The 20,927-nt window shown below is 49.3% G+C and carries 22 protein-coding genes; 11 read left to right on the top strand and 11 right to left on the bottom strand.

Annotated features, from left to right (window positions below):
* Positions 1 to 98 precede the first annotated feature (98 nt).
* Complete coding sequence (locus WBL83_RS01330) at positions 99 to 851, top strand: arylamine N-acetyltransferase family protein (RefSeq protein ID WP_424587451.1); 753 nt, start codon at positions 99 to 101, stop codon at positions 849 to 851.
* 61 nt (positions 852 to 912) lie between these two features.
* Complete coding sequence (gene pptA / locus WBL83_RS01325) at positions 913 to 1,143, top strand: tautomerase PptA (RefSeq protein WP_424587450.1); 231 nt, start codon at positions 913 to 915, stop codon at positions 1,141 to 1,143.
* Positions 1,144 to 1,188: 45 nt separating this feature from the next.
* Here pptA and WBL83_RS01320 read toward each other — a convergent pair whose 3' ends face one another.
* Entirely contained in the window at positions 1,189 to 2,223 is a 1,035-nt protein-coding gene (locus tag WBL83_RS01320) for an AI-2E family transporter (protein WP_424587449.1), read from the bottom strand.
* Between the two features lie 530 nt (positions 2,224 to 2,753).
* Between WBL83_RS01320 and mdtJ the strand changes: the two genes are divergently transcribed.
* Complete coding sequence (mdtJ, locus tag WBL83_RS01315) at positions 2,754 to 3,131, top strand: multidrug/spermidine efflux SMR transporter subunit MdtJ (RefSeq protein WP_424588012.1); 378 nt, start codon at positions 2,754 to 2,756, stop codon at positions 3,129 to 3,131.
* The gene (gene mdtI, locus WBL83_RS01310) at positions 3,118 to 3,447 is read left to right on the top strand and encodes a multidrug/spermidine efflux SMR transporter subunit MdtI (protein WP_424587448.1); all 330 of its coding nucleotides are present in this window, start codon (positions 3,118 to 3,120) and stop codon (positions 3,445 to 3,447) included. The genes mdtJ and mdtI overlap by 14 nt, the downstream gene beginning before the upstream one ends.
* Before the next feature lie 34 nt (positions 3,448 to 3,481).
* On the opposite strand, the gene WBL83_RS01305 is transcribed toward mdtI, so the two are convergent.
* Positions 3,482 to 4,288, bottom strand: a complete 807-nt coding sequence (locus WBL83_RS01305; protein WP_424587447.1) for a trypsin-like serine peptidase — start codon at positions 4,286 to 4,288, stop codon at positions 3,482 to 3,484.
* A 359-nt stretch (positions 4,289 to 4,647) separates the two neighbouring features.
* Positions 4,648 to 4,971, bottom strand: coding sequence for an acid resistance repetitive basic protein Asr (gene asr, locus WBL83_RS01300; RefSeq protein WP_424587446.1), 324 nt, complete (start codon positions 4,969 to 4,971; stop codon positions 4,648 to 4,650).
* Between the two features lie 315 nt (positions 4,972 to 5,286).
* Here asr and WBL83_RS01295 point away from each other — a divergent pair, with 315 nt between their 5' ends.
* From WBL83_RS01295 to hxsC, 4 genes are all read left to right on the top strand, one after another.
* The gene (locus tag WBL83_RS01295) at positions 5,287 to 5,607 is read left to right on the top strand and encodes a hypothetical protein (protein WP_424587445.1); all 321 of its coding nucleotides are present in this window, start codon (positions 5,287 to 5,289) and stop codon (positions 5,605 to 5,607) included.
* A gap of 47 nt (positions 5,608 to 5,654) precedes the next feature.
* On the top strand, positions 5,655 to 6,044 hold the full coding sequence (gene hxsD / locus WBL83_RS01290) for a His-Xaa-Ser system protein HxsD (RefSeq protein ID WP_424587444.1): 390 nt from the start codon (positions 5,655 to 5,657) through the stop codon (positions 6,042 to 6,044).
* A gap of 215 nt (positions 6,045 to 6,259) precedes the next feature.
* Positions 6,260 to 7,717, top strand: a complete 1,458-nt coding sequence (hxsB, locus tag WBL83_RS01285) for a His-Xaa-Ser system radical SAM maturase HxsB (RefSeq protein ID WP_424587443.1) — start codon at positions 6,260 to 6,262, stop codon at positions 7,715 to 7,717.
* A complete protein-coding gene (hxsC, locus tag WBL83_RS01280) occupies positions 7,714 to 8,919 on the top strand; it encodes a His-Xaa-Ser system radical SAM maturase HxsC (protein WP_424587442.1) in 1,206 nt (401 codons plus the stop codon). The genes hxsB and hxsC overlap by 4 nt, the downstream gene beginning before the upstream one ends.
* A 52-nt stretch (positions 8,920 to 8,971) precedes the next feature.
* Here hxsC and WBL83_RS01275 read toward each other — a convergent pair whose 3' ends face one another.
* Both WBL83_RS01275 and WBL83_RS01270 read right to left on the bottom strand, forming a co-directional pair.
* On the bottom strand, positions 8,972 to 10,456 hold the full coding sequence (locus WBL83_RS01275) for a carboxypeptidase M32 (protein ID WP_424587441.1): 1,485 nt from the start codon (positions 10,454 to 10,456) through the stop codon (positions 8,972 to 8,974).
* A 74-nt stretch (positions 10,457 to 10,530) separates the two neighbouring features.
* Positions 10,531 to 11,781 (bottom strand): MFS transporter, encoded by a 1,251-nt coding sequence (locus WBL83_RS01270; RefSeq protein ID WP_424587440.1) that lies wholly within the window; start codon positions 11,779 to 11,781, stop codon positions 10,531 to 10,533.
* 213 nt (positions 11,782 to 11,994) lie between these two features.
* On the opposite strand from WBL83_RS01270, the gene WBL83_RS01265 reads away from it, so the two are divergent.
* The 3 genes from WBL83_RS01265 to bioD all read left to right on the top strand — a co-directional run bounded on the left by WBL83_RS01265 (position 11,995) and on the right by bioD (position 15,091).
* The gene (locus WBL83_RS01265) at positions 11,995 to 12,903 is read left to right on the top strand and encodes a LysR family transcriptional regulator (protein WP_424587439.1); all 909 of its coding nucleotides are present in this window, start codon (positions 11,995 to 11,997) and stop codon (positions 12,901 to 12,903) included.
* A gap of 117 nt (positions 12,904 to 13,020) precedes the next feature.
* Positions 13,021 to 14,238 carry a sugar metabolism global transcriptional regulator Mlc gene (mlc, locus tag WBL83_RS01260; RefSeq protein WP_424587438.1) on the top strand — a complete coding sequence of 406 codons (1,218 nt, stop codon included), beginning with the start codon at positions 13,021 to 13,023 and terminating at the stop codon, positions 14,236 to 14,238.
* A 157-nt stretch (positions 14,239 to 14,395) separates the two neighbouring features.
* A complete protein-coding gene (bioD, locus tag WBL83_RS01255; protein ID WP_424587437.1) occupies positions 14,396 to 15,091 on the top strand; it encodes a dethiobiotin synthase in 696 nt (231 codons plus the stop codon).
* On the opposite strand, the gene clcB is transcribed toward bioD, so the two are convergent.
* The 6 genes from clcB to dmsD all read right to left on the bottom strand — a co-directional run bounded on the left by clcB (position 15,044) and on the right by dmsD (position 20,923).
* Positions 15,044 to 16,348: a voltage-gated ClC-type chloride channel ClcB gene (gene clcB, locus WBL83_RS01250; RefSeq protein ID WP_424588011.1), complete on the bottom strand. Its 1,305-nt coding sequence runs from the start codon at positions 16,346 to 16,348 to the stop codon at positions 15,044 to 15,046. The two genes, bioD and clcB, sit on opposite strands and share 48 nt — an antisense overlap.
* Positions 16,349 to 16,486: 138 nt before the next feature.
* A complete protein-coding gene (gene osmV, locus WBL83_RS01245; RefSeq protein ID WP_424587436.1) occupies positions 16,487 to 17,632 on the bottom strand; it encodes an osmoprotectant ABC transporter ATP-binding protein OsmV in 1,146 nt (381 codons plus the stop codon).
* Positions 17,632 to 18,279, bottom strand: coding sequence for an osmoprotectant ABC transporter permease OsmW (gene osmW / locus WBL83_RS01240; protein WP_424587435.1), 648 nt, complete (start codon positions 18,277 to 18,279; stop codon positions 17,632 to 17,634). Before osmW ends, osmV begins: the two co-directional genes overlap by 1 nt.
* Positions 18,280 to 18,288: 9 nt before the next feature.
* Positions 18,289 to 19,191 carry an osmoprotectant ABC transporter substrate-binding protein OsmX gene (osmX, locus tag WBL83_RS01235; protein WP_424587434.1) on the bottom strand — a complete coding sequence of 301 codons (903 nt, stop codon included), beginning with the start codon at positions 19,189 to 19,191 and terminating at the stop codon, positions 18,289 to 18,291.
* Between the two features lie 22 nt (positions 19,192 to 19,213).
* A complete protein-coding gene (gene osmY, locus WBL83_RS01230) occupies positions 19,214 to 19,930 on the bottom strand; it encodes an osmoprotectant ABC transporter permease OsmY (RefSeq protein ID WP_424587433.1) in 717 nt (238 codons plus the stop codon).
* Positions 19,931 to 20,284: 354 nt separating this feature from the next.
* Positions 20,285 to 20,923, bottom strand: coding sequence for a Tat proofreading chaperone DmsD (gene dmsD, locus WBL83_RS01225; protein WP_424587432.1), 639 nt, complete (start codon positions 20,921 to 20,923; stop codon positions 20,285 to 20,287).
* Positions 20,924 to 20,927: the final 4 nt, after the last annotated feature.

Raw genomic sequence — 20,927 nt, 5'->3', positions numbered from 1 at the left:
ACAAAAAAACGCATTATAGTGAAGTCATCCGTTTTTAAGAGATTGAGATAATGGCTTTTGACCTGCAGGCATATTTCACGCGCATCGGATCCCGGGGCATGGCAAAACCGAATCTCGACACCTTGCAACGCATTCATCTGCTGCATACATGCGCCATCCCGTTTGAAAATATCGATGTTCTGCTAAGGCGCGAAATCCACTTAGATATTGAATCGGTATTTGAAAAACTGGTGGTCGCTGGGCGAGGGGGGTACTGCTACGAGCAAAATGCATTGCTGCATGCGGCTCTTGAGCAAATCGGCTTTGTGGTCGAAGACTTAGGTGCGCGAGTATTGATAGCGCAACCTGCCGAGATGCCGCCTCGCACCCATCGCTTATTACTCATCACGATTAATCAGCAACGTTATATAGCAGATGTGGGTTTTGGCGGTAAAACGCTGACCTCAGCGCTGCGTCTCGAAGCGGATGTCGTGCAAACCACCGACTTTGGTGATTACCGGTTAACGCTGGTAGATGACGACTATTTGCTCAGTTTTCACCAGCAAGATAGCTGGCAGCCGTTGTATCGCTTCGATTTACAGCCCCAATACCCGTCAGACTTTGAGGTCGCCAATCATTATGTTTCGACCTGGCCGAAGTCGCATTTCTGTCATCATTTAATGATGTGCCTGAAGAAACCGGATGGCGCGACGCTCACGCAAAACGATCGACAATTTAATGACGGGCAGCCTCGAACCATAGATGAGGCTGACGAGTTATATCAACTGCTGCAGGATAAATTCGGCCTGCAGGTCAGTCACCCGCGCCATGGTTTCAGCCTTGCTGAATTTGCAGCGATTTGTCTACCGTAACGGTTGCAACCAACGGGCGCTTAACGTAAGTATATTGTTTCCAATAAAGGGGAGAACCACTGTGCCGCATATCACTGTAAAACACTTTCCACGTGAACTGACTGACGAGCAAAAACAAGCGCTGGCCGCTGATATTTGTGACGTACTGAAGAAGCATTTCAACTCAACGGATGAATCACTGTCTGTGGCGTTAACCCCTATCCAGAAAGATCGTTGGAAAGAAGACGTTTACGATAAAGAGATCGCTCCGGCTCTCGATACGCTTGCCAAAAAACCGGGTTACACCCTGTAAACACAAGGCTGGAGCCGCTCCCCAAGGGCGAACGGCTCTGACTGATTAGCTTTTTGTCACATCACTCAACAGCATGGCAACTCGTTTGCCACCTTCGTTTTGCTCGAGCGCAATTTTCACCGCGATGGTCAGCGGAACCGATAGCAACATGCCCACGGGTCCCAACAGCCAACCCCAGAATATTAACGATAAGAACACCACCAGCGTCGATAACCCTAAACCGCGGCCCATCATGCGTGGCTCAATGATATTGCCGAACACCAGGTTAATCGCCAGGTAACCGGCAACCACCACTAGCGCATCGTATAATCCGCCGAATACCAGGACTTGTGCGACAGGAGGAATAGCGGCCAGTACCGAGCCGATATTGGGAATGTAATTGAGCGAGAAGGCGAGAAATGCCCAGACGAAGGCAAAACGTACATCAAGCGTCATCAACATAATCCACACTACCAGACCAGTGACCAGGCTAATTACCGTTTTCAGCACCAGATAATGACTGACGCTGTCCAGCGCGCGCTGAATCGCACCCATCCCTTCCTCGGGACGCGACATCAATTGCTGAAGTTTTATCGGTAATTGCGGCACTTCAATCAGCATAAATACCACGGTCAGCAGCAATAAAAAGATTGAGGACATGGCATTGGAAAGCTGAGTGACAAGGCTTGTCGCGAGCGTCATCGCTGAATTGGGGTCGATGTATTTAAACAGTTCATCCACCGACACTTTGATACCGACCCGTTGCAGCCACGGATCCAGCGCCTGCAGCGGCGAGATAAACGAGGCACGATACTGCGGCAGCGTCCGTGTCACCTCAGAGAGAGTGGTGCCAAGATAGGCCAGCAACAGCAAAACGAAGAAGATAATCACCGAAATAACCATGGTGATCGCCAGCACACGCGGGACATGCATGCGTTCGAGCCGACGTATCATCGGGTTGAGAACGATGGCAATAAACAGTGCCAGAATAAACGGAACGATCATATCCGCCGCCACTTTTATTCCCGCCAGGATGATGACTAGCATCCCCAACATGATGACGACTTTTAATCCACTTAACGTAATAATGGGTTTTGCCACTATTGACGGTCTCCCTCACAATAATTCGTTCCTTAATTAATCGTATAATACGGGGGCGCAAATCAGTAATACACCGTTATTTTTAGTTTAGTTTTCGTAAAGAATTGAAAATGGAGAGCAAGAACATTCTTAGATATGGTACAAATTGAGTATGTATAACTACTGAGGACAATTTACTATCCGCAACTGATGAGAAGCAACAACGCGGATGAGTTGTGAAAACTATGGACATTATGCTTACGAACAAGCTGTTCAAAACGTTAGAAATCCATCAAGCACCTTCTTTTTCTTCTGCCTTTTCCCTTTCCGGTGAACAACACTGGCGCAACGCGCTTTAGATCCGATCTCCTGTTTTTCCCAAACGACTTCTTGCCCAACTGCATTGACCGCTGCCGCTCGTCCTAATCGCATAATTTTCTATCTGCGAGGGAATATACGGTCTGGTCCTCTTGTTGGAACTCGAACTATTTAGGGAATAAGTCCACACATTTTTTTGTTTTAGTCCCACTATTTTCTCTATCAGGAGAGAAATCATGATCTATTGGATTTTATTAGCACTGGCGATTGCTGCGGAAATTACCGGCACCTTATCAATGAAATGGTCAAGCGTCAGCGATGATAACTTAGGTTATATTTTCATGCTGTTGATGATCACGCTATCTTATATTTTATTATCTTTTTCGGTTAAAAAGATCGCCCTCGGCGTGGCGTATGCCATGTGGGAAGGTATCGGTATTTTATTTATTACCTTATTCAGTGTTCTGCTGTTTGATGAGTCCGTCTCTCTGATGAAAATAATGGGACTCACGACGCTGGTGGTCGGGATCGCGCTGATTAAATCAGGCACTGCGACGAAAAAAGAAAAGCCCATGAAACCAACAAAGGATAGCGAACATGCCATCGTTTGAATGGGTACACGCACTGTGGTTGCTGGCGGCAATCGTCCTGGAAATTATGGCCAACATTTTCCTGAAACACTCTGATGGTTTCCGCCGCTTTGGTTATGGCGTGATGTCGCTATGTGCAGTACTGGCGGCCTTCAGCGCGCTGTCACAAGCGGTAAAAGGTATTGAATTGTCAGTGGCATACGCGTTGTGGGGCGGGTTCGGTATTATCGCCACGGTGGCGGCTGGTTGGATTTTGTTTGGTCAACGGCTTAATCGTAAAGGCTGGATTGGCCTGGTTTTATTACTCACCGGTATGGTGTTAATTAAACTGGCTTAAAAAAACCGCCCGGCGTGAATACCGGGCGGTGAAGTTATTGAATGGCTAATTTCTGTAACTCATCACGAAAACCCGTCACAGAAATCGCGCGGTTATCTGCCCGATAGCGGTCTTTAGCCGCAGGTGCCGAACTTTGCACCGCAATTAACTGCCAGCCATTATCTGTTTTCAGCATCAACGGTGAGCCGCTATCCCCCGGCAAGGTATCGCACTGGTGTGAGAGTACCGTCTTCTGCGCCCAGCCCGTCACCAGACAATCGGAATGGGTATAAAGGGAGTCCAGATGATCTTCCGGATAACCCGATTGCGTGACTTTTCGGTTCTGGTTTTTAAGCGCTTCGGTGAGCGCGTCGCGGTCGCCTTCAAATAGCGGCAACGGCGTGATACCGGATGGCGGATTGTGCAACACAATCAGGCCAAAATCATGGGGAGCCGCGCCCGGCGGGACAATCCACCCATCTCCATCTGCTTTCAAACGGCGGCCGAGCGACGACTCCACTCTGCCTTCAATGCCATGAATCTCATAGCGCCATGTGCCTTTATGCGAAACAAATCGCAAAGCGATGGCTTTGTCAGGTTTTCCGCGCGGCGGTTGCAGCAGGCAATGTCCGGCGGTCAACGCCAGATGGGGGGAAATTAAGGTCGCGGTACACAAATTACCACTGGCAGTCTCGAGCTGGCCAATCGCATCCCACGGAGAACTGGCAGGATCGGTCACACGGGTGCGGTCATCCTTACCAAAAAACAGCGTTTTGACGTCAGCTGCGCTTTCGTCATCAGCGTGGGAAAGGGCGGGTAAAAAACACAACACTCCTAACAACAACACAACTTTTTTGCGCATATCACTCTCTGATGGGGCGATTAATTTTGATTTTTATATAAACCCAGCGAATGGATTAACTATAGACGGGTCGCACAGAAAGTGGGAGCAAAAAGTCATTATAGCCAGAAGCTTAGCGTAATAATGCCGCAAAGAATGAGCAGCGTGAGGATGATTTCAAAACTATAGCGTCGCAACATCATCCAGGCTCCGGAAGTAAACACCCGGCGAACCGGGTGTTTCAGATTGCTGACAAAAGTCACTAAACAGGAGTTGTAGGGGGATAAGCGAATGCGCCATCCACTATTTCCGCCCGTTTTGTCGGATGGCGCTGCGCTTATCCGACCTACGAAGGAAATTTGTCATTAGCCTCAGGCTTATTATGCAGCAGGCTGAGTGGCTGGTTTAGCCGCTTCAGTTTTTGCTACAGGTTTTTTGTGGTGTTTTTTAGCAGCCTGGGCTTTTTGCGCAGCAGGTTTAGCAGCATCAGCTTTTGCTACAGGTTTTTTGTGGTGCTTTTTAGCGGCTTGAGCTTTTTGCTCGGTAGCTGCTTTTTTGTGTTTTTTATGATGAGTGGTTTTTGCAGCAGGTGCTTTAGCAGCAGTAGTTGCCGCCGGTGCTGGAGTTGCTGTTGTTTCAGCAGCAAAAGCAGCAGAGGACAGACCCATTGCAGCAGCAACAACCAGAGCTAATACTTTTTTCATCTCGACATCCTCGAATTTGTTTATGTTTAAACCCCAGCGGGGCCGTTGAGATGAACTATAAACTTGTGGATCAAGAGGGTCAGTGAGTGATTGGTGTCGGCGTGTAACGGTATGTACAAAGCAAGGGGAGGGGAGATAAGTTTGAAATCGCACAAAAACAGAGCCTATCTTTACTTGTATTACCAATGAATTCGTGACTCAAAATCTGACCTATATCAAAACGACTAATAATAAACAGAAAGATTGAAAACGTATTTTAAATTATTCTTTTTGAGCGGCAATAAATCTATTGTCGTTTTTTCGTGAGGAAGATGAATGAAACAACTACCTAAAGTTTCTAAAATTACGTTAGAAGAACTGGAATATAAAAGTAAAACAGGCCCAGTTATTGCAGGGGTGATTGCTACGATGCTGTCAGGCGTAAGTATTCAAGCAAATGCTTCTACTGATGCAACTGTTTTAAAACCTGCTATTCATGAATCAGCAACAAAAAATACCAATTCGACAGGTAACACTTCCGCTGTGATTCTTAATAAGCCTGCGCTAGAAGGTGAAGCATTCGCAGCTCATTATAGTCATTCAAGTCACGCAAGCCATTCAAGTCATTATTCTTGCACACCTGGATCTACTTGTTAAAACGTATAGCCAGCTTGAGCTGGCTATTTTAAATTGAAGGGGGATATGTGAGTCCGATACAAAAAGGTAATAATGATTTAGGCGACTATGTTGCACTGATGTTAGATAGAGCTATTTATTGCGATCGTGCGATCATGAAAACATGTTACATGCTAACGGATAGTTATTATATCCATGTAACGAGTCCTTCCACTGAGCAGTATGTTGTTTATTTTTACTCCAAAGCTGACCCATCAAATAAGGCTGAGAGCAAAGAGCTTCCTGTGCAGCAATTTCTCGAAGAACTGCACGATAACCAGTTGCGCCAAATTTTGCTGACAGAGACACAGGCAATACATGAAGAGATTATCAGGAAAGCTTTTTCTCCTGCGGCAGAGCTGGTGTCAAAAGGGCGCGAAGTAGAAGATAAATTCAACATTATGATTTCGGCTGTTTGATATGAAAATACAGTTGGCGGTAAATTTCTATACCCAAGAGTCAATTGAAAATATGCTGGAGCAGTTTTCAGATTATCTGAAGGGTAGTTGCACATTCGATAATGAAATACATTTGAATTTATGTGTTAGTGATGCTTTTCAGGGGCAACAAATGGAAATCATTAACTCATTTTTGAACAATATACTCGAATTAAGCGTTCAGGAAAAAATTAAAAATGAGTGTTAAATTCAGATCAAAAGAAGCGTTTAGTTCAACAAGCTATACTCTGTTACCTTTTCGATTTACAAAAATCGATGAAGATCAATATTTTCTATCAACAGATTATGGTGAATGGTTGTGTCTCGATTCCTACACACTAAAAACCTTGTTGGCGAAAGAAAGAATAGTAGATGAACAAATTTACTTTCAATTGAAAGCCAGACATTTTATTTCGACGGATACAACCAACACACAAATAGATCTGTTGGCATCTAAATACAAAACAAAAAAATCATTCTTAGAGAATTTTTCACAATTACACATCTTTGTATTAACTGTTCGCTGCAATAACTCCTGTGTATATTGCCAGGCTTCTCGCAAATCGTGTCAGTCAGACCATATCTATTATGATATGAGTGAAGAGGTTCTGGATAAAAGCATTGACCTGTTTTTATCCATGCCTTCATCTAAGCTAACATTAGAATTTCAAGGTGGTGAATCCACCTTAACGATGCCGTTAATTAAAAAGGCCGTTCAACAAGTTAAAGAGAAAAACACGGATAAAGATATTCAGTTTGTCGTTTGTACCAATCTGTGCGAGCTAAGCGACGAAGACCTCGATTTCATGATTGCCCATAACTTTTCGATTAGTACATCGTTAGATGGTCCTGAGGAGTTACATAATCACAATCGTAAGTTTGGGCGCATAGGGGCATATGTCCCGTTAGTTGATAACCTTAATAAAATTAAAAACAAAGGAGCATTTAACCAGGTTAGCGCGTTGATGACAACCACCAGGCAAAGCCTTGATCTACACAAAGAAATTATTGATGAATACGTGCGTCAAGGTTTCCGTAGCATCTTTATTCGTGAACTTAACCCTTACGGATTTGCACAAAAATATTTCCACAAAATTGGCTATGACTCTGCTAGCTTCCTGAGTTTTTATGAGCAATCCCTTGATTACATCATTGAACTTAATAAACAAGGGACTATCTTCCGCGAGTCTTATGCTGCCCTGATTCTTAAGAAGTTGATTACCCCATGGGCAACAGGCTTTGTGGATCTACAGTCACCATGTGGTTCAGGTTTTGGTGTCACGTTGTACAATTACGATGGCAACATTTATCCGAGCGATGAGAGCCGCATGATGGCTGAAACGGGTGATCAGTATTTCCGTATGGGAAACATTCTTGAAAATACTCGGGAAGAGCTATTTTTTGGATCTGTTATGCAGAGAATTGCTGCGGCAGGTGTGAATGATAGCCTGCCAGTTTGCAGCGATTGTGCTTTCTCTCCTTACTGCGGCGCAGATCCAGTGAGACGTTATCAGGTTACGGGCTCAATTTATGGTCGGCCAGGGAAAGATGAGTTCTGTGTGAAAAATAAGAGCATCATCCAGATGGTTATTAAGAAGTTAGTAGGCGCCGATCCGCAAACCAGAGAAATACTGTTGCAATGGGGCGCAAAATGAACAGTGAAACATCAACGAAGGACGATCTTTTCCTTTTTTGTCAGGCTGTTGAAACGATACGACTGACAAGGCCTTTGCTCGGGAAGGTGGTTACTGAGGAAAAAGGGCTTTTAGAAAATGATCTCTTTTTTCTCAGCATGGAACACAAGCTTAATGATATTGGCCAGCTAGCCTGCCAGGCTGTGATTTGTTCGCAAACACACCCACAGCGATATTTACTGGAGTCGGACCTTAATTGCTCAGTGATTTTGGTCACCGAAAATACGATATTCACTTCTGGTGATGTGATTACAGTCAGTGTGAAGGGCAGAATTCATCGTAACTATCGAGTAGCTTCAGGGAACAATGCTTTTTTAGTCACCGAATCTTGCAACAACTTATGCATTATGTGTCCTCAACCACCGAAACCACAAAAAATAAATGTTGATAATCAATGTGAAGGGAGAATAAATCAGGTACTAAATCTGATAGGAAAAGAGCATATACCGGCAACTCTTTGTATTACTGGAGGAGAACCGACTATGTTGAAACAAGGGTTAGTGAATATTGTTGAAGATATCACCCGTCAAATGCCCGACACACTTGTTCATCTTTTAACGAACGGACGCTCTTTCTGCTACGAAAAAAATGTAGCTGATATTTCTAGTGCGGCAAAAGGAAATATGTTGGCAGGTATTCCACTCTTTGCACATGTTTCTGATATTCATGACTATATTGTGCAAAGTCATGGGGCATTTGATCAGACTATGGCGGGTCTATTGAATTGCTATAAATATGGAATTGCGGTCGAATTAAGAGTCGTGCTTCATAGGCAAACAATTCCACATCTTGTTGAATTAGCAGAGTTTATTAGCCGAAATCTATTTTTTGTTAAACATGTTGCTCTAATGGGCATGGAGAACATGGGTTTTGCGAAGATGAATCGCAAAGAATTGCACATTGATCCATGGGAGTACAAAGATACTCTCTCAAAAGCGGTTAAACTTCTTGATCTATATGGCATTGAAACACGAATATTTAATTTGCCACTATGTGTGGTGAATAGTGACGCTCATCAGCATTGTGTGCAAAGTATTAGCGATTTCAAGAACATCTATCATCCGGAATGTTCAAGTTGTAGTAAACAGGCAATCTGCTGTGGTTTCTTCAGTTCATCGACGGAAAAGTTTCCGCTTACACATCACATTGTAGCTTTTCATTAGGAAGTAATTTTAGTAGGTGCAGCAATTGCACTATGCTGCACCTACTAGAAGGCTACAAATATCGCGCTTCTAAATGCTTGCGGAAATACAACGGGTTAAGGTCTTCGCCAGTGGCGTTGATGATAAGTTCAGAGGTAGTGAATCGACTGCCGTGCTGCCAGATATTCTGACGCAACCAGTCGAACAGCGCGCTGAAGTTACCTTCGGCAATATCTGCCTCAAGCTGTGGCAAGGCCACTCTGGCGGCATTGAACAGTTGCGCGGCATACATCGCACCCAGTGTGTACGATGGGAAGTAACCAAACGCACCATCAGTCCAGTGAATATCCTGCATACAACCATTGCGGAAGTTGTCTTTGGTAGACAGCCCCAACCAGTGCTGCATCTTCTCATCCCAAAGCGCAGGAATATCTTCAACCTCAATGTCACCATCAATCAGTGCACGCTCAATTTCATAGCGCAAAACCACGTGCGCCGGATAGCTCACTTCATCGGCATCGACACGAATAAACCCGCGCTCAACACGCTGATTCACGGCAATAAAGTTGCCTGTTTCAAACGCAGGTTGTTTGCCGAAACGCGCGGTCACCATCGGCAACAGCAGTTTCAGGAACTCTTTACTACGCCCCAATTGCATCTCAAAGAACAGGCTCTGTGATTCGTGGATTGCGGTCGAACGGGCCAGCGCGACCGGTTGACCAGGCCATTCACGCGGCAGATTTTGTTCGTAACGTGCATGGCCTGTTTCGTGAATCACACCAAACAGTGCGCTGACCAAATCAGACTCATCGTAGCGTGTGGTAATGCGCACATCTTCCGGCACACCGCCGCAGAACGGATGCGCACTGACATCCAGTCGGCCGCCGTTAAAGTCAAAGCCCAGCAACTTCATGGTTTCCAGACCTAACTCGCGTTGGTCATGTGTGGCGAACGGGCCTTTCGGCGTTATTACGGGCTCTTTCGCCTGTTTATCCACCACTTTTTGCAGCAACTCTGGCAACCAGCTACGTAAATCACCGAATACAATATCGAGTTTGGCGCTGGTCATGCCCGGCTCGTAAATATCTAACAGCGCGTCGTAGCGGGATTTGCCTTTCGCTTCGGCACGAAGTTGCGCCTCTTCACGGCTTACACGCACGACTTCTTTCAAATTGGCGGAGAAACCCTGCCAGTCATTGGCGGGGCGTTGTGTGCGCCAGCCATGTTCACAGCGCGTACCGACCAGCGATTTTTCTTCTACCAGCGAAGCGGGCAGTAAAATCGCCTCCTGATACTGGCGGGTCATTTCACGAAGGTTGGCTCGTTCAACATCGTTCAGATCTTCCTGTACCGCAGCCTGCAATAGCGTGGCGATTTTTTTGTCGGTCAGGATTTGGTGTTGCAAAACACTGAGTTCAGCCAGGGCTTCGCCGCGAGCGGTACTGCCGTTCGGTGGCATATTGGTGAACATGTCCCAGCCAGCGATGGCGGAGAGGTGTCCAAAACGGGAAAGACGCTGGAAGGTGCGGGTGAGGTGATTGTAGTTTTGCTTTTCCATAGTGCCTCGTGAAGAGATGATTTACGCAAGCGAAAATAGCAAAAAGCCATCCCGAAAACGAGGCCGTGGAAGCGTTAATGTGCGCGATGATGCAAACGTGTGCCGACCAATAATGAGATGACCAAAAGAGAGCCAATAAAAGTCGCCACGCCGACCCAGCCAAACTGGTGCCAGAAAACACCACCGAGCGTCCCGGCAAGGCTTGAGCCAAGGTAGTAACTAAATAAATATAACGAAGAGGCTTGCCCTTTAGCACGTTTCGCTCGCGGGCCAATCCAGCCACTGGCGACCGAGTGCGCAGCGAAAAATCCGGCAGAAAAAAGCAGCATCCCGATGAAGATAATTGCCAGCGGAGAGAACACGGTCAGCACCAAACCGAGCAGCATTACCGCCGTGGAGAAGATCATCACCGGGCCCCGGCCAAATTTTGCGGTCATGGCGCCCGCTTTTGGCGAACTCCAGGTCCCGGTCAGATAGGCAACCGACAGCAAACCCACCACCGCCTGGCTCAAATACCACGGACCTTGCATCAGGCGATAACCAATGTAATTAAACAGGGTGACAAATGCCCCCATCAACAAAAAGCCCTGGGCGAATAACAGCGGCAATCCCTGGTCACGCCAGTGCAACCGGAAGTTAATAAACAGCGTTTTAGGGCGTAGCGAAGAAGGGCGGAAGTGTCGCGATTCAGGCAGGATTTTCCAGAACATCAAAGCGGAGGCCAGCGCGAAACAGCCGATGGCAGCCACCGCGATGCGCCAGTTAAAGAAATCGGTCAGCACCCCGCTTAACAGACGGCCACTCATGCCCCCAATCGAATTGCCACTGATATACAGCCCCATGGAAAAAGCCACCACACTGGGGTGAATTTCTTCGCTCAGATAGGTCATGCCCACCGCGGCGACTCCACTTAGCGATAACCCAATCAGGGCTCGCATCACTAATATGCCGTGCCAGCTGGTCATCATTGTGGAGAGCAGCGTGCAGCTTGAGGCGAGCAGTAACGCGGTGACCATCACCGGTTTGCGGCCGATGGCGTCAGAAAGTGGCCCGGTAAACAGCAGCCCAATGGCTAACATGGCGGTGGAAACCGACAGGGAAATACTGCTACTGGCGGGCGAGACGCCAAATTCATGCGACAGCACCGGCAAGACAGGTTGCACGCAGTACAGCAACGCGAAGGTGGCAAGTCCTGCAGAAAATAGCGCCAGGGTGACACGCATGAACTGGGGCGAGCCCCGTTTGATATAAGTGACCGGCTGGGTTGAAAGTCTGTCGTCAACATCTTCTGCCGGAGCAGTGTCGACGAGGGTTGTACGGCTCAAAATGGATCCTTACTCAGGTTGCTAAATGGATTTCCCAGAGTGGATAAGCGAGAGCGTCATCCACCTTTTTCGAAAGTAATGTCGGATGACGCTGACGCTTATCCGACCTGGAAATGGGTTTGCTTCCTGAACGGTTGTTGTCTTGTTTTCAGAGTAGAAAATCAGGAATGTTCTGTCTAATATATTAATAATCTCAATTGATACGTTTAAAATATGAATATCGAATTGCGCCACCTGCGTTACTTCGTGGCAGTGGCAGAAGAGCTGCATTTTGGTCGTGCCGCTGCACGCCTGCGTATCTCACAACCGCCGCTGAGCCAGCAAATTCAAACCCTCGAACAGCAAATTGGTGCCCGGTTACTGGCGCGAACCAACCGTAGCGTCAACCTGACGGCGGCGGGGATCCAGTTCTTGCAGGATGCGCGGCAGATTTTAAGCCAGGTTGAGGTTGCCGCAGGGCGTGCGGCAAGGCTGCATCAAGGGGAAACCGGGGAACTACGCATTGGTTTTACTTCATCAGCGCCGTTTATCAAAACGGTCTCCGACAGCCTGTCGACTTTTCGCCGCAGCTATCCCGACGTACATCTGCAGATGCAGGAAATCAACACTCGCGAGCAAATCGCGCCGCTTAACGACGGCAAACTTGAGTTGGGTTTAATGCGCAATACGCGGCTACCGGAGACGCTGGACTGGAAGCTGGTGTTAAGAGAACCACTGCTGGCGATGGTGCATCGCGACCACGCACTGGCTCAAAGTAAGATGATTTCTCTGCAACAACTGGCAAACGAACCGTTTGTCTTTTTTGATCCACACGTTGGAACCGGTCTGTATGACGATATTCTCGGCCTGCTGCAGCGCCACGGCATTACACCCTATATCACGCAGGAAGTGGGCGAGGCGATGACCATCATCGGTCTGGTCTCTGCGGGGCTGGGGGTGTCGATTCTTCCGGCATCATTTAAACGTGTCCGTTTATCGGAAGTGGTGTGGTTGCCCATTGCAGAGCCCGAAGCGCAGTCAGAAATGTGGCTGGTGTGGCCCAAACATCGCGAATTGTCAGCTGCGGCACTTCGGATCTCAACATTGCTCACTTCTTCAATAACGGTAGCAAAAGGCGCTTAAAACGTCCTAATTTGTGCGGTAAATCACAACCCTACGTAAATATTTGACTCCTTTGGTTGAAGTGTTTCACCATAGCCCAAAGTTTATTTCGAAGCGCGAAAATAAAGGGAGTCGCAAGTGGTTGCTGATAGCCAACCGGGCCATATAGATCAGATTAAGCAAACCAATGCGGGCGTTGTTTATCGTCTGATTGATACCCATGGTCCGGTGTCGCGAATCGATCTTTCTCGTCTGGCGCAACTCGCTCCTGCCAGCATCACGAAAATTGTTCGTGAAATGATAGAAGCGCATCTGGTGCAGGAAACTGAAATTCAGGATCCGGGCAGCCGGGGCCGTCCTGCTGTGGGGCTGATGCTGGAAACGGAAGCATGGCACTATTTGTCCGTGCGCATTAGCCGTGGAGAAATTTCACTCGGTCTGCATGATTTAAGCAGCAAACTGATTGTGGAAGATACCGTTTCGCTGGGTATTGAAGACACGCAGCCACTCATCGAGCGGATCATCGCGCAAATCGACCAGTTCTTTATCCGTCATCAGCAGAAACTCGAACGTCTCACCGCGATTGCGATAACCATGCCCGGGATTATCGACACCAAGCGCGGTATCGTCCATCGTATGCCGTTTTATGAAGTCTGCGATATGCCGCTGGGCGAGATCCTCGAAAACTACACTGGCGTGCCGGTGTATGTGCAACACGACATCAGCGCGTGGACCATGGCCGAAGGGTTGTTTGGTGCCTCAAAGGGCGCGCGTGATGTGATTCAGGTGGTGATTGATAATAACGTCGGTGCGGGTGTCATTACCGATGGCCGACTGCTCCACGCGGGTAGCAGCAGCCTGGTAGAAATTGGTCATACTCAGGTCGACCCGTACGGCAAACGCTGCTATTGCGGTAATAACGGTTGCCTTGAAACCATTGCCAGCATCGACAGTGTGCTTGAGCTGGCTCAATTGCGAATGAGTCAGTCGATGGGTTCCATGTTGCATGAACAGCCGCTGACCGTGGAGTCGCTGTGTGATGCCGCGCTAAACGGCGACCTGCTGGCGAAAGACATAATTCTTGGCGTCGGCACCAATGTCGGGCGAATTCTGGCCATTATGGTCAATTTGTTCCATCCACAAAAAATCCTGATTGGTTCTCCGCTCAACCGAGCCGCAGAAATCCTGCATCCCGCGATTACCGACTGTATTCGCCAGCAGGCGCTTCCGGCCTACAGCGCGCACATGATTGTGGAAAGTACCCAGTATAATCACCGTGGAACCATGGCGGGCGCGGCGCTGGTAAAAGACGCAATGTATAACGGATCGTTATTGATTCGCCTGCTGCAAGGGTAATGTTGTGGGCTGATCCACTAAAAATTGCGCTATCTCAATCTGACCGAATCACTATTCTTTTAGACTTTCACTCCTGAATTATTCAATTTCTAATGACAAATATCCGTTTGCAAAATTCAGGCGACGGGTATTTGAAGCATTGCCTTGGGAGTCAGTCATGCTTACGCGTTTCTTTATAACGGGTACCGATACCGCAGTCGGGAAGACTGTGGTTTCTCGCGCTTTGTTGCAGGCTCTTGCAGCCAGCGGCAAAAGTGTTGTCGGCTATAAGCCGGTAGCCAAAGGGAGTAAAGAGACGCCAGAAGGCCTGCGCAATAAAGATGCGTTAGTTCTGCAAAGTGTTTCAACTGTCTCACTGCCGTATGAAGCCATCAATCCTATCGCGCTGAGCGAGGAAGAAAGCAGCGTGAGCCACAATTGCCAAATCAACTACTCGCTGCTGTCTGACGGGCTGCAACATTTAACCGGGCAGGTAGATCACGTAGTGATTGAGGGCACTGGCGGTTGGCGCAGTCTGATGAATGATTTACGTCCGTTATCCGAATGGGTAGTGCAGGAGCAATTACCGGTATTGATGGTGGTGGGTATTCAGGAAGGGTGTATTAATCACGCTTTGCTGACGGCTCAGGCGATTGCGAATGACGGCTTACCGCTGATTGGCTGGGTCGCGAACCGCATCAATCCAGGGCTTGCACACTACGCTGAAATCATCGATGTGCTGAGTAAGAAACTGCCGGGGCCGCTGGTGGGTGAATTGCCCTATTTGCCGCGTGCCGAACAGCGCGACCTGGCAAACTACATCGATTTATCCCGTCTTAGCGGCGCTCTGTCGGTAGACCGTCTGCGGGCGTAACCAACGCGACAGTGCTGAAGCAATCACGCACGACACCAGTAAACCGGGGAGCAGTGTAAACTCCCCCGTCATTTCGCAAACCATCAGCGTAGACATTATGGGTGCATGCGTGGTGGCGGCCAGCAGTGTTGCCATTCCCGTTAGTGCCAGCAAAATCGCCACGTCATCCCCGGCCCACGTCCATATTCCGAACCATTGCCCGACAAACATGCCTAATGCTGCGCCGACAAATAACGTCGGGGTAAACACGCCTCCAGGTGCACCTGAACCGCTACTTGCCAGCACCGCTGCCAGTTTGTAAACCAGAATGCCAGCCACAAATAGCATCGCAGGCGGTTGCGAAAGAAATGACTGCACCACGCTGTAACCATTCCCCCAAACCAGCGGCGTGATAAGCGAAAGCAGGCCAACCAGTAATCCCCCTAGCGCGAGCTGCAACGGTGGCGATAGCTGTAAACGCTGGAACATTTTACTGCTTTGCGCCATCAGCCAGAGGAACAGAGGCCCGGCCAGACCCGCAAGTAAACCGAGTGATGCCATAAGGATATATTGAACTGGCAACGGGGCACTCAGCGTACGGACGGTATAAAGCAACGCCTGCTCGTCGTTTAACAAGTGCGTCATCAGCAGGGCGCAGACAGCGGCAATCACCACCGGGCCAAGGGAGGCGAGCATCAGCGTGCCAAACAGAATCTCTGCGATAAACAAGCTGCCCGCTAACGGAGCGTGATAGGCGCTGGCCATCCCGGCGGCGGCACCGCAGGCGACCCACAACTTCCATTCGTCTTTATGCGAGAAGCGCTGGGCGAATACCGAAGCAAAAACGGTTGCCAGCAGCACCATCGCCCCTTCACGACCAATGGCACTTCCGCTGGCGACCACAATCAACGACGCCGCCGATTTCACCAGGCTTGCGGAAACATCCAGCCGACCATCACCCGTTTCAATGGCTTCCATATAGTCGGTGGGGGCGCAAGGGCGCTGGCGCGTAGCCCGCTGCCATAACCAAAGTAGCGTACCGGCAAGCAACCCGCCCAGAGCGGGGGTGAGCAATCTTCGCCACGGTGGCAGTGCAGCGGCGGCGGCAACCAGGCTACCGCTGTGGTCGCCTAAGAACAGGCCTTCAAGAAAATACATCGACTGGCGAAACAGCCAGACCACCAGTGCCGAAGCGACACCAATCCCGACGGCGAAGATGAGCCGTCGTAGCATGCCTTTCATGTCAGGAAAGTGGTGTAAATGGGATAAACGCTGCATGGCAAGCATTGTAGGGTGGATAAGCCCAAGCGTCATCCACCGTTTACACCAGTTTATGTCGGGGGCGGCTACGCCTTGCCCGACCTACAAATTGTTCGTTCCAGGTCGGATAAGCGTAGCGTCATCCGACAAAAACATTTACGGCTGCCCGATATTCAATGCCCGACGCGTACGGCCCGAACTGAGATAATCGGCAATGTAATCCTGCGAAATCTCACCGCTGTAGCGACCATCCTCGTCGGTAATCGGCATCCAGACCATGTTGTGCTCGTAGAGTTTCGACAACACGATACGCAAGTTGTCTTCCGCACGACCGGTAACCCGGAACGGGTGGAGTAAATCCGCACACGCTCCTGTTGCTCCACGCGCCTCGCGGCGTTTCACGAAGCCTAACGGTTTACCTTCGCTGTCGACTACGGTAATGGAACGCATATCGTTGTCATCCATGGTGGAGAACGCTTCCGGTAACGACGTAAATTCGCGCGCGGTAATCGTCGGTTGTTGATCGGTAACGTCACCAGCCTGTACCAACAGCAGGCGTTTGAGCGTGCGATCCTGGCCGACAAACGAGCCAATAAATTCGTTGGCAGGTTTGGCCAGCAATTCGTCAGGGCTTGCGCACTGTACAATTTTCCCCTGACGGAACACGGCGATACGGTCACCTAACTTCAGCGCTTCATCAATATCATGGCTAACCAGCATCACGGTTTTCTTCAACTGACGCTGCATCTCCAGAAACTCATTCTGAATCGCTTCACGGTTGATGGGGTCGACCGCACCGAAAGGCTCATCCATCAGCAGTACCGGAGGATCCGCCGCCAGTGCGCGGATCACGCCAATACGTTGTTGCTGCCCACCGGACATTTCACGCGGGTAACGATTGAGAAATTTATTCGGATCCAGCGCCACCATACTCATCAATTCGCTGGCGCGTTCTTTGCAGCGGGCTTTATCCCAACCCAACATGCGCGGCACGACGGTAATGTTTTCTTCAATCGTCATATTGGGGAACAGACCAATTTGTTGGATAACGTAGCCAATATTGCGGCGTAGTGTCACGGTATCCAGCTCATTGGTATTTTTCCCGTTAATCAGAATATTGCCGCCGGTCGGGGCAATGAGGCGGTTGATCATTTTCAGAGTAGTGGTTTTGCCGCAGCCGGAAGGGCCGAGCAGCACACACATTTCGCCTTCTGGCACATTCAGGCTGACATTATCAACCGCGTTAAATGTCTGGCCGTTCTTCTGAACGAATTGTTTGGTGAGATTTTCCAGTTTTATCATTATCGAATCCCCTTCGGTGTCAGTACCAACTGCAAACGATGCAGCAACCAGTCCAGTACAATGGCTAAAACACAAATCATGACGGCACCAGCAATTAACATGCGGATGTCACTGCTTCCGATACCGTTAAGCAACAGCAAGCCCAAACCGCCCGCCCCGATGACTGCGGCAATGGCCATCACGCCGATATTCATGACCACGGCGGTTCGAATTCCACCAAAGATGACCGGAAGCGCCATCGGGATTTCGACCCAGCGCAGGCGTTGCCAGAATGTCATGCCAATCCCGCGACCCGCTTCGCGCAAGCCCGGTGGCAGACTATCGAGGGCGGTATGGGTGTTACGCACAATCGGCAGCAGGGAATAGAGAAAGACGGCGGTAATTGCGGGTAAAACGCCAATCCCTTGACCGACCATCGAAAACAGCGGAATCATCAGGCCAAACAGGGCGATAGACGGAATGGTCAGAACGATGGTGGCGATACCCAGCACCGGCGTGGCGAGCCATTTATGGCGCACGATTAAAATTCCCAGCGGCACACCAATCACAATCGCCAGACCCACGGCCATTAACACTAACCACAGATGCTGCAGCGTCAGGCTGCCGAGATATCCCGCGTTATCAATCATATAGTGCAACGTTTCCATGGTGCCTCCTTAGAGCAAACCTTTCTGTTGCAGGAATTCACGCGCCACCTGCTGTGGAGTTTCATGGTCGATATCCACTTTGGCATTCAGGGTGGAGATCACGTCGTTGTTCAGCAGACTGGAGAGGGTATCGAGCGCCTCTTCAAGGCCTGGATTGGCTGCCAGCGTATCTTTGCGTACTACAGGCGTGACAGCGTAACTTGGGAAGAAGCCCTTATCATCTTGCAGCACTTTTAAATCAAAGCCTTTAACACGCCCGTCAGTGGTGTAAATAAGGCCTGCGTCAACAAACCCATCACGCACGGCGTTATACACAAGACCCGGGTCCATCTGACGGATCTGCGGTCTGTCTAAGGGCATTTTGTAGGCTTGTTGCAACGGCTTCATACCATCGCTACGGCCGGAGAACTCCAGATCCAGACCCAGCATCCAGTTGTTATCAGGGTCGGTCTTGCGAACTTGTTCAATTTTCGCCACCAGCTCTGACATGGTATTAATGTTTTCTTCTTCGGCACGTTTACGCTGCATAGCGAAAGCGTAGGTGTTGTTCATATCCGCAGGTTTCAGCCACACCAGACCCAGCTTCGCATCAAGCTTTTTGACCGTGTCGTACGATTCTTGCGGTGTCATACGTTTATTGATGTGATTAAAAATAATCAGCGAAGTACCGGTGTACTCCCAGGTCATATCCACCTGTTTGTTGATCATCGCATTACGCGAAATCACCGTGGCGATGTTGGTTTGCGGCGTGATATCAAAACCTTTTTTGCGCAGATACTCGGTGGTCATGGCCGACAAAATATGCTGCTCTGTAAAGCTTTTGGTCGCAAGGACAATTGGGGCGGCTTTCGCTGTGCCAGCCAGTAATAGCGTTGCGGTTAATGCGGCAAGCAACGGTTTAAACGGGATCATAAATTGCTCCTTTTTATTGTTGTTATTTCGCAGTGTGAGGGCTTAAAACCCGGCCTAAACCTGCGAGTGCAATATCAAGGATCAGGGCAAACAGTGCTGTGGCGGCAGCGCCCAAAATCAGCGTTGGGAAATCGTTGAGATAGATTCCCGGGAAAATCAGCTCGCCGTAACTGCTGGCACCAATCAAAAATGCCAGCGGTGCGGTACCGACGTTAATCGCCGTGGCAATGCGGATCCCAGATAACATGACCGGCCACGCGTTGGGTAACTCGACCTGACGCAAGCGCTGCCATTTCGTCATGCCAATCCCATTAGCCGCTTCGATAAGCGAAGACGGAACTCCGCACAAACCTGAGTAGGTGTTGCGGACAATCGGCAGCAGCGAGGCGAGGAACAGCGCGATGATTGCCGGTTTGTCACCAATCCCGATGAACACCATCGCCAGCGCCAGTACGGCTAAAGGCGGCAAGGTATTGCCGACGTTAAATATTTGCATCACATACTCAGCCCAACGACGAGCGGAAGGGCGACTGAGCAAAATCCCACTTGGGATGCCAACTAACAGCGCGAGCGCCATCGAACTGAACACCAGTATTAAGTGCTGTTGCCCGAGATACAGTAAATCGACTTTACGCGCGGCGATGTTTTCAGGGCCGATGCCCCAGATAAGTAAGCCGAGCACGATTATCAGTGCTAAGGCGCCTGACAAAGTACGGTTAATTAACGATAAGTTTCGCATTGCTATGCGTCTCCCTGGGTGCACGTTATAGCGACATGTTGGGTCGCCTGTTGTTATGCCTTGTGTCGGCAGGGTGTTTTGACCTATAGCAACGTGACGGGAAGGATTCCAGTTTATGAGGAAATTATCAGGCTCATGATTACCAGGGAAATTAAGGGGTTGGCCTTGTGCCGCCTCGCTTGATGAGGAAAGTAAAGAATTGTCTTAAAATTGATTGCGGGAAGTTACGGTGTAACTTTATAGTGTGATTGGAAGGAGCGTTCATGTCGGATGACGCTGCGCTTATCCGACCTTCAACACCGTTGAATTGGTAGGGTGGATAAGCGCAAGCGTCATCCACCGCTTCTCAGATCCTTAGGCGTGCAATTCTTTAGTTGCGACCGGAATCAGCAGGTCTGTGCGCCAGTCAGCCAGGGTAATTTGGCTCAACTCCCCTAATGCCTGATAGAACGGATGTTCGGCATTGGCGATAAACAGCTCCAGAAAACGCCCGCTCCACGGCAGAATATGCCACGCCAGCAGTTCATCGACTTTCTGCTGCAAGCCTTCTTCAGCAAGCCAGGCGGCTAGCATTAGTAACAAACCGATGTGATCTTCCGGTTCGTTGCTCTCTTGCTCATTGGAAATATCGTTTTTGCGCATCCAGCGGCGCAGTTCAAGCATTGAGTCACCAAACAGCACGTTTTCTTTATCGAGATAAACCGAACCCCAGGGGGAGGCAGGCAATGCGTAAGGGCCAATAAACAGGCGTTGCCAGGCTTCGCTTAATGATTCTTCCGGATAATCCAACCCGTCGGTCATGCGTTGTGCAATCGCTGCCAGTTCATCGTGCTGCACTGGCCATTGTTCGACCCATTTCGGGTCAGCCAGGGAGGCGTACAGCGAGGCGACGTCCCGACTTTGCGGTTCTTGATAGTAAAGCGCACCCAGGACTCTTCCTGTCAGGGCGATTGTCGCCAGGCGTTGTGTCGTTGCCGACGTACTTTTAGACATTCTT

Origin of the sequence: Buttiauxella sp., from assembly GCF_049686335.1 — a bacterium.
GTDB lineage: Bacteria > Pseudomonadota > Gammaproteobacteria > Enterobacterales > Enterobacteriaceae > Buttiauxella.
This window is presented reverse-complemented; position numbering and strand designations above follow the sequence as displayed.